Genomic DNA, 12,952 nt, shown 5'->3' with positions numbered 1-12,952 from the left:
TGCGTAATACGCCTTACCGCTGCCAGATTGTACTTCCTGCTGCATCTGTTCAATCCGTTTCTACAAGAAATTAATCTCGGCCTCCATGTTTGCTGCGGATACAATCTGGTGACGGTTAGCATCATCATGATATTTACGAATCTCTTCCTCCAATGAATTGTCGAATGTAAGCCGCAGTAACGCACCTATAATTTCGACCCTCGCACTTCATCGTCTTGTAGGTTGAATTGCCAACCATTCTTCACCCACACTTATCATAGATAAAAACACTTCATTACAGTCCTACTACTATCTTCTTCTCATACAAAACCTCATCCGCATTCACAAACTGCACCGTCACATACACATTTTTCGTCTCCCTCTGCACGACCACCCGCGACACAAACTTATTCACGATCTGATGTAACATCTGTGGATTCTGCAACTCTGCATCCAGCAGTCCGATCAACGTCTGAATATCATATTTCGCGGACGCGCTGTATTCCTCTGGAACATCAACCTCTCGCAGCCCTGCCGATAATGCTACATGCTCTGACTTCTTCTCCATCAACTCCATCTTCATCTCATCCAGCATCTCCTGATGAAACGACTTCCCTTTCCCTGCGTTCATATCACCTACAACCGCATCTACACGTTTCTCCAAAAATGCGATCTCGGCCGCAAGGCTCGATACTTGAGCAATGACATGCTTGTTCTTCTCGTTATGGTACATGCGAATCTCTTCCTCCAACTGGTTATCCATCGACAACCGCATCAGCGTTGTTCTGAGCTTATTAGTCACAACCTCTTCCACACGCACCTTTCTCCAGCCGACATAAGAGCAGAATCCCTTTCCTTTTCTCAGACATCCGCCACAAGTGTAGTATCGCTGTCCGCCACTCTTACGCGTGTGGATGCAGAGTTACCAACCATTCGCGATCCGCATTTATCGCAGACCATAATATCACGTAGCCAGAAGGGCGAGGCGGTCTTGTTACCAAAGGCTTATGAGTTCACCTCCACCATTGTTGCGTCGCTTGGCGGCAGCCTGGCACTGTTCAAAAAGCTCCTTCGTAATCAACGCTGGGTGAGCGTTCTCGGTGATGATCCATTCGGAGCGATCTCTCCACTTTTTACCCTTGGTTTGATAAGTCTTGCTTATTCCACACTTTACTTCCGATATATGATTCATTAAAAATGATTGCACGGACGGTACTGGCCGACCATGTTCCGCCTTTTTGCGTAGGCACCTGCTGTTGATTCAATTCGGATGCGATTTTATGATAGCCTTTGTTTTCAAAAGCCTACTGATTAAATACCTAACGGATAATATCAATTTCTTCACGAAGCCCCTTGTGTGGGATTATTTGGCCACAAAAAAAGCAGGTACACCGTCAATGCGGCATACCTACTTGGGATAGCTATTCGATTGGTCTTCTTATTCGAACTTTCTGAGCCTAAAAAGCTCCAACACTGACCAATCATTCTTCCAAACATTGTTATATTCATCTGAGTCCTATGGTACCAAGATATCGTTCTCACGCTACAACCTCAGGACGGGAAATATGAAAGAAACAATACTCCCTGTAAGGGTCTTCCTGATGTAATTCACTATACAGTTTCAACATTAAGAAAATGCTCCTGAACTTCATCCCATCGAATCTTAGGCACCTCTTGCTTATCAATAACGAGCATTATAGTATATCTGTAAATATCTTCTATACTACGTTCTTAACCTTTCTTTAACAACATCTCAATTATCTTTCTTGTCTCCCCATCATCTGGTTCAGCTTCGTCCCATGAATGACCATATAAACGATCGGTACTTTTTATTAAAAAATCGAATTCCATCCAACGTTCTTCAATCACTAACTTGAAAATATAAGCCAATCTATTTACCATAAATTTATTCAAAGTTTTCATATCTTCTTCAGAAAGCTGATTGTTGGGTGTTGCATGCATATCTTCAATAGGACCGTTCCTGAAAGCGAAATGTGTAACCGCCTTTGAGATCATTGTCAAATTTTTCTCATCAAGTAATTGATGTTTAATCTTTTCATTCATTTCTTTTGCATCTTCTGAAGTAGCCATTAGAAAATCATCAAGAATAGAACCTCTAATAGTGATTCCAAACTTCTTTCGTCTATAGGTGATTTGTGATTCCTTTACTTCAAACAGCTGTGAAATCATTTTGTCTGTTTTTCCCTCATCTATAAATATTGTTTTTAGCTGTTCTGATGTTAATTCATTAAGAAGTAACACTTCGCCAGAATCTTTTCTTACCTTAAATTCTTCAAAAATCCCCATATAGAAGCACCCCTAAATCTATTTTAATTCTTCAAACTGCCTTTTCTAACATGTTACTCATTAAAAACAGACATCCAGTAAGACATTTTATTTTCCTGCAATTATGAAAAAACTCCTCCATGAACTGGCTGTACCTTCTTGTATTCATGGCTGTTCACGAAGCACAGAATAAACTTTATGAAAGAGACTCATGCAATTCATGGCCAGCGCTGTCCGAAAACCCAGTGTTATCAAGGATTTTCTACCACACTGTAACCCTGATTATCTCCTGAAAACATAAAAGACACCGATTAAGGTGTCTTTTACTGATACTCCATATGGAGCCGAGGGGAGTCGAACCCCTGTCCGAAGATAACGGCACATAAGCTTCTACGAGTGTAGTTACAGTTTTGATGTCACCCTAGAAGCCCCCCGTAACCGGGTCCCCTTCGGGTCAGCCTGATTATCTTCTTCAGCTCACCGCAGGCGGAGATGAGACAGCGTATCCCACTACTTGTTAGCCCCTATCCCTGTCACATGGGCGATGCAGGGTAGAAGCACGCACACAGTTTCTTAGGCTGCGAAAGCGTAGTTGTTTTGTTGTTTGCCGTTTAATAGGCTTTAGCGTTGATGAAGCGGACGCGTCCCCACTACTCGCTACTCATGCTCGAACTATCCCCGTCGAATCCAAGAACGGCCCCTCATTAGAAAGGGCGCTTCGGATTAACGGATCAATCACAAGCATAAATGCTGATCCGGTTCACAGCGATCTTGATCAAGATGGCTGTTCAGAAGCAATAAGTTACTTACACAGTATAGCACATTTATCAACACTTTAACACGTGGGTTAAAGGAATTGAAGGTCGAATCTGGAACAATTGGGTGTTGGGTGGTTAATAGCCTAGCGGGCGATCTTCTGCTTGTCACGCAGGACACGCTGGATATCACGCTGAGCATCACGCTTCGCGGCGGAATCCCGTTTATCGTATTCCTTCTTTCCTTTACCAAGACCTATCAGGAGCTTGGCATAGCCATTGCGTACATAAATCTTCAGCGGCACAATGGTGAAGCCATCGCGTTTGGATGAGCCGAGCAGCTTGTGGATCTGCTCCTTATGCATGAGCAGCTTCCGTGTACGCGTCGGATCGGTAGGATTAGCGCGGTTCCCTTGTTCAAAAGGGCTGATATGCATATTGTGAATATGAATCTCGCCGTTCCGAATGGTAGCAAAAGCATCGCCAATGTTAGCGCGGCCGTTACGCAGCGATTTGATTTCTGTACCTGTCAGAACCAAACCTGCCTCATAAGTATCCTCAATGAAATAATCATGGGAAGCTTTTTTGTTCTGGGCAAGCACTTTCCCGTCTGCTTTTTTACCCATGAAAGTCACTCCTTGAATCGAATTCCCGGCCCGTCATGAACGGACATCAGGTCTATATTGTATCAAAAGTCAAGCAGGCAGTGCAAGGAAGGATCACCCTATAGCATAGTAATCCATAGTAACATTTTGACATACGGGTGTCAGGAAGCGCTCGTGTGGAACCATATGAATTATAATTTTAACAAGTAGAAACGGCAGCGCCGTCTATTCTCTTATCTGTTTAAAAAAGCACTGTCCCCGTAAGGAACAGTGCCATATATACAAGCCTACTCTTGTGGCTTCTTCTTCCGCTTCTTGCGGCCGCCGCCCTCCGGGTTGCCGCTCTGATCGCCAGCGCCTGCCGCTGCCGGATTGGTAGTCTCCACGTTACCTGGAGTTACCGAAGTACCGATGAAGACGCCGCCTTTCTTCTTCTTGCGGCGTCCCTTATCCTCCGGCGCTGCGCCGCGGCCGTCGGCCCCGAGATCCTCGCGGCTGCGGAACCGTGTGCTCGCGTCTACGCCGCGCAGCTCACCGCCCGCCTGCTCGGACCCGCCACCGCCCGGCGCGCCGTAGCCGCCCTTGCCGGAGCCGAAGCCGAAGGCTATACCGCGTCCCCCGGCACCGCCACCGGCCTCTGCGCCGCGGCCTCTGCCGCGCTCGCGCGGAGCATGACCCCCGCCGGCTTCGCCCCGGCGGTCTGCCTTCGCCGCGCCGCCCGCTGCTGACGCGGCGGCAAGTGCACGCCGCGCCGCAGCTTCCGGCCCGCGTCCGCGCTTGCGGCCGCTGCCTGCTGCGCCGCCGCTGTCCCCAGCCGGCGCTGCATCTGCGCGCGGCCCTTCTCCGGCGCCAGCGTCAGCGCCGCTGCTCTTGCCTGCACTACCGAAGATGCCGCCTGTATCGGCTCCGGCATCGTTCTTGCCCTTAGCGGCACCGCCAAAAATGCCGCCTTTACCGGCCCCGGTGCCGTTCTTGCCCTTCCCGGCACCGCCGAAGATGCCACCTTTGCCCGCGCTGCCATTCTTGCCCTTGGCAGCGCCGCTCTTAGCACCGGCAGCAGCGCTGCCGGGCTTGCCTTTACCGCGGCCCTTGCCGCCTCCGGCTTTGCCTGAGAACGGCTTGCTGAGGCCTCCGGCGCCCGGACGGCCGCCTTTGCCGCCCCGCCCACCGTAATTGCGGTGGTCTCCCGCCGCACGCGGCTTCATATCGACCAGCTCGAAGTCGATGGTGTGGTCATCCATATTCACCTTGGCTACACGGATCTTCACCTCGTCGCCGATGCGGAACACCTTAGAGGTACGCTCACCAATGAGTGCCATATGGGCTTCGTCGAAATGGTAGTAATCATCGCTCAGCGCACTGAGTCGGATCAGACCTTCGACGGTGTTGTCCAGCTCAATGAACATCCCGAAGCTGGTCACACTGCTGATCATGGCGTCGAATTCCTCGCCAACCTTGTCTTGCATGAATTCTGCTTTTTTCAGCTGCTCGGTATCGCGCTCAGCCTCTACGGCCACACGCTCACGCTCCGATGACTGCTGGGCGATATCCGGCATCCGGGATGCCAGGTATTCATGGCGTTTCTCCGTCAGCGCCCCGCCGTTCTCCAGTACCTCACGCATGACGCGGTGAATGACCAAGTCAGGATAACGGCGGATAGGGGAGGTGAAGTGGGAATAGAATTCTGCCGCCAGCCCGAAATGTCCAGTGCTCTCGGCATCATATTTCGCCTGCTTCATGGAGCGAAGCATCATCGTGCTGATCACCGTCTGCTCCTTGGTACCCTGAATCTGCTCCAGCAGATCCTGCAAGGCGCGCGGATGGACAGAATTCCCCCGTCCCTTCACGTGATGGCCGAAATTAGCGGCAAAAGCCATGAAATTCTGCAGCTTCTCCGGGTCTGGATCTTCATGAATCCGGTACAGGAACGGTACCTTTAGCCAGTGGAAGTGTTCAGCCACCGTCTCATTCGCCGCAAGCATGAACTCCTCGATAATCTGCTCTGCCACAGAACGCTCACGTTTCACAATGTCGATAGCCTTACCGGTCTCATCTACGATGATCTTGCTTTCTTCAAAGTCGAAGTCAACCGCCCCGCGCCGCATCCGGGCATCGCGCAGCTTCATCGCGATCTCCTTCATCAGCCGGAAATCACCGATCAGCGGAGCATAACGCTCCAGCAGCTCAGGATCTTCATCCTCGACAATCTTGCGTACATCCGAATAGGTCATTCTCTCCTTGGTACGGATTACACTGGTGAACACATCATGCTTCACGACCTTCATCTGCTCGTCGAATTCCATCTCACAGGACATCGTCAGACGGTCTACCTGCGGATTCAAGCTGCAAATGCCGTTCGACAGCCGGTGCGGAAGCATCGGAATGACCCGGTCAACCAGATATACGCTGCATCCCCGGTCATAGGCTTCCTTGTCCAGCTCTGAGCCCTCGCGCACATAATAGCCAACATCGGCGATATGAACACCCAGCTTATAATGACCATTCTCCAGGCGCTCAACGTTCACCGCATCATCCAGATCCTTCGCATCCGCCCCGTCAATCGTTACGATATTAAGTCCGCGCAGATCACGGCGGCCCTGCTGGATAATCTCTTCATCTGTGATGGAATCCGGTGCCTGCTCCGCTTCCGTCATCACCTCAGCCGGAAAAGCCTCCGGCAGCTGATGCTTGCGGATGACCGACAGAATATCCACACCCGGGTCATCCTTATGACCAAGGATCTCAATGATCTCACCCTCAGCCGCAGAGCGGCCTTCCGGATAGTTCACAATGCGGACAACAACCTTTTCCCCGTCCACTGCACCCTTGAAAGATTCCTTGGGAATGAAAATATCCCGGTTAATCCGCTTATCATCAGGCAGCACGAAGCCATAGGTCTCCATACTCTGGAAGACGCCCACCGTCTGCGACACGCCTCTGATCAGTATCCGTTCCACTTCACCTTCCATACGCCCGCCGGACGGGCTTTTCGAGGTAATGCGGATCAATACGATATCGCCATTCATTGCGCCTTTTAGATCATTGGCGTGGATATATACATCCGGGTGCTCTTTGTCATCGGGAATCAGAAAAGCAAAACCCTTCGCATGAGCCTGTAGCCGTCCGCGCAACAAATCCATCCGCTCAGGTACGCCATAGCGGCTGTTCCGGGTCAGAATGATCCGGCCGTCCTTTTCCAGTTCTATCAGCAAGCCCTCGAAGGCTTTGAACTGTGCACTATCCTCAATTGCGAAATGGCTCACCAGTTCTTCATAAGTCAGTGGTTTATAAGCGGTCTCCCGCATGAAATCAAGTAAGATTTCCTGTGTTATCATGTTCGTCACCTCGGCCTCCCGCAGCATACACATGCCGCTGGCATATATGTATGTCTTGTCCTATTGCACAGCTTAGAATTCAAGTAAAATTTACCTTTACATACTTCATACCCTAGTATACACGAAATCAATCCCGGGCATCCCTGTTATGATGTTCAGACGGTCAAATTTGCATACAAAAAAGCCCCCGCCTATTCCATTCAGAACAGAGCGAAGGCTTACTGTAGACCAATTAGTCAACAACAACGGCTACTACGATTGACATGATGAAGAATCCAGCTGCCAGAGCAACCGTTACACGCTGCAGCACAAGCTCCATACCGCGTGCTTTTGTTTTACCGAAGAGATGCTCAGCACCGCCGGAGATGGCACCGGAAAGACCTGCACTTTTCCCTTTTTGCAGAAGAACGACCGCAATCAGACCTACGGCAAAAATCAGAAGCACCACTTTCAAAAAGATATCCATTCACTTCCACCTCCTACGTCCAAGCATCACTATCTATGCTAAATTGGAATTTCCGTTTCATAAACAGCATTCTTATTTTATCATAGCCATAGATTGAATACAACCTAACAAACCGTATTCTACCTGATATCTCTATATATCTCTATTAATTTCCTCAGGTTTGTCTTCTATAGGAGACAAGAGCGAGCAACAGCAGGCCAGAGATAACGAATACAGGTACAGCGAAGTAGGCATACGCAATCCCCTCCCAGCCTCCAATTACCGTGAAACTTAGAACTACCAATAATATACTCCCCAGTAAACCAGTGATCCCCGGATAAAAAACAGCTCTGCTCCGCACACGCCCGGTCCGTGATAGCACCCAACTGAGGAGAATTAGCAATATCCCCACACCAATACCGGCAACAATAGCGTCCATGCCTTCACTCCTTCCAGTTACCTACAATTAAAGAATAACCCACTAGAAGTATCAGAGGCAATCTCGCATAGGGCATTGCCCTTTCGGATTTACATCCAAAAAAGACCTGCCGAAGTTCGGCAGGTCTTCAATATAGGTCAAAAGAAATTATCTTTTGAGGTTGTAGAAGGATTTCAGGCCGTTGTATTGAGCCAATTCACCCAGTTCATCTTCGATGCGAAGCAACTGGTTGTATTTAGCCACACGGTCTGTACGGGAAGGAGCACCCGTTTTGATCTGGCCAGCGTTAGTCGCTACAGCGATGTCAGCGATTGTGCTGTCTTCGGATTCACCGGAACGGTGGGAGATAACGGCTGTGTAACCAGCGCGTTTAGCCATTTCGATAGCATCGAAGGTTTCAGTCAGTGTACCAATCTGGTTAACCTTAACCAGGATGGAGTTACCGATACCTTTTTCAATACCTGTTGCCAGACGCTCAGTGTTCGTAACGAACAGGTCGTCACCAACCAATTGGACTTTGTCGCCCAATTTTTCAGTAAGCAATTTCCAGCCATCCCAGTCGTCTTCGGACATACCGTCTTCGATGGTAATGATTGGGTACTTCTCAACCCATGAAGCAAGAAGGTCAACATATTCAGCAGAAGTGTAAGATTTACCTTCGCCTGCAAGTGTGTATTTACCGTCTTTGTAGAACTCAGTGGAGGCAACGTCCATACCGAGGAATACGTCAACGCCTGGTTTGTAACCGGCTTTTTCGATCGCTTCGATAATGGTAGTGATTGCTTCTTCATTGGAACCAAGGTTCGGTGCGAAACCGCCTTCGTCACCAACAGCTGTGTTCAGGCCTTTGGATTGCAGTACGGACTTCAGGTTGTGGAAGATTTCAGCACCTGTACGAAGAGCTTCTTTGAAGCTTGGAGCGCCTACAGGAAGAACCATGAACTCTTGAACGTCGATGTTGTTGTCGGCATGCTCACCACCGTTGATGATGTTCATCATTGGTACTGGAAGAGTTTTGGCGTTGAATCCGCCCAGGTATACGTACAAAGGAATATCCAGTGCTGTTGCAGCAGCGCGGGCTACGGCCATGGATACTGCCAGGATTGCGTTAGCGCCCAGCTTGCCTTTGTTAGGAGTTCCGTCCAAAGTGATCATCAATTTGTCGATGCCCACTTGGTCAAGAGCGTCCATACCGATAACTTCTGGAGCGATAATGTCGTTTACGTTCTCAACAGCTTTCAGAACGCCTTTGCCCATGTAACGGGATTTGTCGCCATCACGAAGCTCTACAGCTTCATGAGCGCCAGTGGAAGCACCGGAAGGAACGATAGCGCGGCCCTTAGCGCCGGATTCCAGATATACGTCAACCTCTACAGTAGGGTTACCGCGGGAGTCAAGGACTTCGCGAGCATACACATCAGAAATAATAGTCATGTAAGTTTAATCTCCTTTTAACTTTGGTTTTGGGTGTTGCAGTGGAACTCTTCGGATCTTGCTTATTTACGGCTGGCAATCATGGATTGTCCGGTCATCTCCGCAGGCTGCGGAAGTCCCATGAGATCCAGGATGGTCGGTGCCACATCTGCGAGAATACCGGATTCGCGCAGAACTACATCTTCAGTGGTCACGATGAACGGAACCGGGTTGGTGGTATGGGCTGTGAACGGTCGGCCGTTCTCATCGAATACCATATCAGCATTACCGTGATCGGCAATGATAATGGCAACTCCGCCTTTGGCAACCACAGCATCCACGACTTTGCCTACGCATTCGTCCGTTACTTCAACTGCCTTGATGGTAGGCTCCAGCATACCGGAGTGTCCAACCATATCAGGGTTAGCAAAGTTCAGGATAATGGCATCCTGTCTGTCTGCTTCGATCTCCGCTACGCAGGCCGCCGCCACTTCGTATGCGCTCATCTCAGGCTGCAGATCATAGGTTGCCACTTTAGGCGAATTAATCAGGATACGGGTCTCGCCGGGAAGCTCTTCATCGCGTCCGCCGCTGAAGAAGAAGGTCACGTGCGGATACTTCTCAGTCTCCGCGATACGCAGCTGCTTCTTGTTCTGCTGAACCAGTACTTCACCAAGCGTGTTATCCAGATTCTTCGGGGAGTAAGCCACGAAGCCTTGAACCGTCTCGCTGAAGGTAGTCAGACATACGAAGTGCAGACCCTGCGGGAACTTAGGACCACGGTCGAAGCCGCGGAAGTCCGAGTTCGTGAACACTTGAGACAGCTGAATCGCACGGTCAGGACGGAAATTAAGGAAAATGACGGAATCGCCGTTCTCCACTGTCGCAACCGGGTTGTTCAGACTGTCCACAATTACGCTTGGCTCCACGAATTCATCATATACAGAATTCTGGTAGGATGCAGTGATCGCCTGAAGAGCATCGGTATATTTAGGGCCTTCGCCATACACCATTGCACGGTAAGCTTTCTCCACACGTTCCCAGCGTTTGTCACGGTCCATGGCGAAATAACGTCCGGATACCGTAGCAATCGTACCTACGCCAACTTCTTCGATCTTGGCTACCAGATCCTGAATGAACTTCTGTCCACTGTCAGGCGGCACATCGCGGCCATCCATGAAGGCATGAATGTATACTTCATGCAGATCTTCTTTTTTGGCCAGATCGAGCATGGCGAACAAGTGATTGATGTGACTGTGTACGCCGCCGTCGGATACCAGCGCATAGAGGTGAAGCTTTTTGCCGGTAGATTTAGCGTTTCTTACCGCAGCTACCAGCGTTTCGTTGTCGAAGAATTCTCCATCACGGATCGACTTGTCGATACGGGTCAGGTCCTGGTATACAATCCGGCCGGCACCGATGTTAAGATGCCCTACTTCAGAGTTACCCATTTGGCCTTCCGGCAGACCTACAGCCTCGCCGCAAGCGGTTAGCGTAGTATTCGGATATTGCTTCAGGTAACGGTCGTAGTTCGGTTTGTTGGCTTGGGCCACGGCATTGCCTTCATCCGTGTTACGCAGTCCGAAGCCGTCCATGATGATTAGAGCTACAGGTCTTGGAGCTGACATTCTTACTTCGCCCCCTCAACGAGTGAAACGAAGGAAGCAGGCTGCAGGCTGGCACCGCCGACTAGAGCGCCGTCGATGTCGCTTTGACTCATGTACTCCGTTACATTCTCAGGCTTCACGCTGCCGCCGTATTGGATACGGACCGCTTCAGCCGTTGCTTCATCGTACAGGCCTTTGACAAGGGTACGGATGTAAGCAATGACTTCGTTGGCATCCTGGGAAGTGGAGGATTTACCTGTGCCAATCGCCCAGATCGGCTCATAAGCGATAACTACGCTTGCTGCCTGTTCTGCGCTAAGACCGGCAAATGCCGCTTCAGTCTGAACTTTACATACATCTTTAGTCTGGTCTGCTTCACGCTCTTCGAGCTTTTCGCCGACACAGACAATTGGAGTGATGCCGTGGCGGAATGCCGCATGCATCTTTTTGTTGACGATTTCGTCCGTTTCGCCGAAATAAGCGCGGCGTTCGGAGTGACCGATGATAACATACTCAACGCCGAGGTCCTTCAGCATTACACCGCTGATCTCGCCTGTATAAGCGCCGTTATCTTCAAAGTGCAGGTTCTGTGCACCAATTTTGATGCTGGTGCCTTGTACCGCTGCAACCAGTGCAGGCAGGTTAGTGAACGGCGCGCAGATTACAGTCTCTACGCCTGCCACTTCCGCCTGGCCTTTGATTTCAGCGATGAAGCCTTCGGCTTCCGGAACGGTTTTGAACATTTTCCAGTTGCCTGCAATAATAGGTGTTCTACTCATAGTAATGAATTGCCTCCCTCTTCGGTATTACTTGTCGTTCAGTGCCTCTACACCCGGAAGCGCCTTGCCTTCCATGAACTCGAGCGATGCGCCGCCGCCAGTGGAGATATGATCCATCTGGTCTGCGAGGTGGAATTTCTCAGCAGCCGCTGCGGAATCACCGCCGCCAATGACTGTATAACCTTCGGTAGTTGCGCAAGCCTGAGCTACGGCAATGGTACCTTCAGCAAATTTGTCGATTTCAAATACGCCCATCGGTCCATTCCATACAACCAGCTTGGAGTTTTTGATGATATCGGCATAGATTTCACGAGTCTTAGGACCGATGTCCAGGCCTTCCCAATCTGCAGGAATATCTGTTACATCTACAATTTTGGTGTTGGCATCCGCACCGAATTTGTCAGCAACCACTACGTCAACCGGAAGCACAAAGTTTTTGCCCAGTGCTTTGGCTTTCTCGATGAAACCAAGTGCTGCATCGATCTTGTCGTTGTCTACCAGGGATTTGCCGATTTCGTAACCCAGAGCCTTGGTGAACGTGTAAGAAAGGCCGCCGCCAATCAGTACATTGTCAGCCAGGGTCAGCAGGTTGTCGATGACGTCAATTTTGTCTTTAACCTTGGAACCGCCGATGATGGCAGTGAACGGACGTTCCGGGTTAGTCAGGGCTTTGCCGAGAACCGACAATTCCTTCTCCATCAGAAGACCGGATACTGCAGGCAGCAAGTGAGCGATCCCTTCGGTCGATGCATGGGCACGGTGAGCTGCGCCAAAGGCATCATTGACGAACAGGTCAGCCAGTTCAGCAAACTGCTTAGCCAGTTCAGGATCATTTTTTTCTTCACCTTTATAGAAACGGACATTCTCAAGCACAAGCACATCGCCCTCATTCAGTTCAGCAATTTGTGCTTTTACCGCTTCGCCAATCGCTTCATCAGCTTTGGCTACCGGTTTGCCGAGCAATTCGGACAGACGGGCTGCTGCGGAAGTCAACCGCATGGAATCGACGAATTCACCTTTGGGACGGCCCATATGGCTGGCCAGAATGACCTTTGCACCGTTCTCGATCAGGTATTTAATTGTTGGAAGGGTTTCGCGGATACGGGTATCATCAGTGATCTTGCCGTCTTCCACTGGCACGTTGAAATCTACACGCACGAATACGCGTTTGCCTTTTACTTCTACATCACGGACACTTTTTTTGTTCATGATTTACATTTCCTCCACACCCAAAATTGGTTCATTCACGAATCCGCATTTCATCAAGCAGAAGCGATTGTGCCGTCCCATTAAGGACGGTACCGTTTCA

Annotated in this window: 12 protein-coding genes and 1 other RNA gene; all 13 read right to left on the bottom strand. The window is 50.0% G+C overall.

Annotation, left to right across the window (positions count from 1 at the left end; translation table 11 throughout):
* Positions 1-274: 274 nt before the first annotated feature.
* Positions 275-793 (bottom strand): hypothetical protein, encoded by a 519-nt coding sequence (locus KDC22_RS00965; RefSeq protein ID WP_211721771.1) that lies wholly within the window; start codon positions 791-793, stop codon positions 275-277.
* A gap of 180 nt (positions 794-973) precedes the next feature.
* A complete protein-coding gene (locus KDC22_RS33690) occupies positions 974-1,084 on the bottom strand; it encodes a recombinase family protein (protein ID WP_281425105.1) in 111 nt (36 codons plus the stop codon).
* A 28-nt stretch (positions 1,085-1,112) separates the two neighbouring features.
* Entirely contained in the window at positions 1,113-1,229 is a 117-nt protein-coding gene (locus tag KDC22_RS33685) for a recombinase family protein (protein ID WP_281425104.1), read from the bottom strand.
* A 481-nt stretch (positions 1,230-1,710) separates the two neighbouring features.
* Positions 1,711-2,286 (bottom strand): hypothetical protein, encoded by a 576-nt coding sequence (locus KDC22_RS00950; RefSeq protein WP_211721768.1) that lies wholly within the window; start codon positions 2,284-2,286, stop codon positions 1,711-1,713.
* Between the two features lie 315 nt (positions 2,287-2,601).
* Positions 2,602-2,966, bottom strand: a transfer-messenger RNA (tmRNA) gene (gene ssrA / locus KDC22_RS00945).
* Between the two features lie 200 nt (positions 2,967-3,166).
* The gene (gene smpB / locus KDC22_RS00940; RefSeq protein ID WP_039296783.1) at positions 3,167-3,646 is read right to left on the bottom strand and encodes an SsrA-binding protein SmpB; all 480 of its coding nucleotides are present in this window, start codon (positions 3,644-3,646) and stop codon (positions 3,167-3,169) included.
* Between the two features lie 266 nt (positions 3,647-3,912).
* Entirely contained in the window at positions 3,913-6,960 is a 3,048-nt protein-coding gene (gene rnr, locus KDC22_RS00935; protein ID WP_211723846.1) for a ribonuclease R, read from the bottom strand.
* 232 nt (positions 6,961-7,192) lie between these two features.
* Positions 7,193-7,426 (bottom strand): preprotein translocase subunit SecG, encoded by a 234-nt coding sequence (gene secG, locus KDC22_RS00930; RefSeq protein WP_211721767.1) that lies wholly within the window; start codon positions 7,424-7,426, stop codon positions 7,193-7,195.
* A gap of 154 nt (positions 7,427-7,580) precedes the next feature.
* On the bottom strand, positions 7,581-7,844 hold the full coding sequence (locus KDC22_RS33930; RefSeq protein WP_211721766.1) for a YesK family protein: 264 nt from the start codon (positions 7,842-7,844) through the stop codon (positions 7,581-7,583).
* 147 nt (positions 7,845-7,991) lie between these two features.
* The gene (gene eno / locus KDC22_RS00920) at positions 7,992-9,278 is read right to left on the bottom strand and encodes a phosphopyruvate hydratase (protein WP_173135636.1); all 1,287 of its coding nucleotides are present in this window, start codon (positions 9,276-9,278) and stop codon (positions 7,992-7,994) included.
* 62 nt (positions 9,279-9,340) lie between these two features.
* Entirely contained in the window at positions 9,341-10,885 is a 1,545-nt protein-coding gene (gpmI, locus tag KDC22_RS00915) for a 2,3-bisphosphoglycerate-independent phosphoglycerate mutase (RefSeq protein WP_211721765.1), read from the bottom strand.
* Between the two features lie 2 nt (positions 10,886-10,887).
* On the bottom strand, positions 10,888-11,643 hold the full coding sequence (gene tpiA / locus KDC22_RS00910; protein ID WP_173135643.1) for a triose-phosphate isomerase: 756 nt from the start codon (positions 11,641-11,643) through the stop codon (positions 10,888-10,890).
* Between the two features lie 27 nt (positions 11,644-11,670).
* Positions 11,671-12,852 carry a phosphoglycerate kinase gene (locus tag KDC22_RS00905; protein ID WP_211721764.1) on the bottom strand — a complete coding sequence of 394 codons (1,182 nt, stop codon included), beginning with the start codon at positions 12,850-12,852 and terminating at the stop codon, positions 11,671-11,673.
* Between the last annotated feature and the right edge of the window lie 100 nt (positions 12,853-12,952).

It is taken from the genome of Paenibacillus tritici, assembly GCF_018207515.1.
GTDB lineage: Bacteria > Bacillota > Bacilli > Paenibacillales > Paenibacillaceae > Paenibacillus_AQ > Paenibacillus_AQ tritici.
This window is presented reverse-complemented; position numbering and strand designations above follow the sequence as displayed.

Coding starts and splice junctions, on each gene's coding strand:
- KDC22_RS00950 (WP_211721768.1), bottom strand. CDS start 2,286: ATGGGGATTTTTGAAGAATTTAAGGTAAGAAAAGATTCTGGCGAAGTG.
- smpB (WP_039296783.1), bottom strand. CDS start 3,646: ATGGGTAAAAAAGCAGACGGGAAAGTGCTTGCCCAGAACAAAAAAGCT.
- KDC22_RS33930 (WP_211721766.1), bottom strand. CDS start 7,844: ATGGACGCTATTGTTGCCGGTATTGGTGTGGGGATATTGCTAATTCTC.
- gpmI (WP_211721765.1), bottom strand. CDS start 10,885: ATGTCAGCTCCAAGACCTGTAGCTCTAATCATCATGGACGGCTTCGGA.
- rnr (WP_211723846.1), bottom strand. CDS start 6,960: ATGATAACACAGGAAATCTTACTTGATTTCATGCGGGAGACCGCTTAT.
- KDC22_RS00905 (WP_211721764.1), bottom strand. CDS start 12,852: ATGAACAAAAAAAGTGTCCGTGATGTAGAAGTAAAAGGCAAACGCGTA.
- eno (WP_173135636.1), bottom strand. CDS start 9,278: ATGACTATTATTTCTGATGTGTATGCTCGCGAAGTCCTTGACTCCCGC.
- tpiA (WP_173135643.1), bottom strand. CDS start 11,643: ATGAGTAGAACACCTATTATTGCAGGCAACTGGAAAATGTTCAAAACC.
- secG (WP_211721767.1), bottom strand. CDS start 7,426: ATGGATATCTTTTTGAAAGTGGTGCTTCTGATTTTTGCCGTAGGTCTG.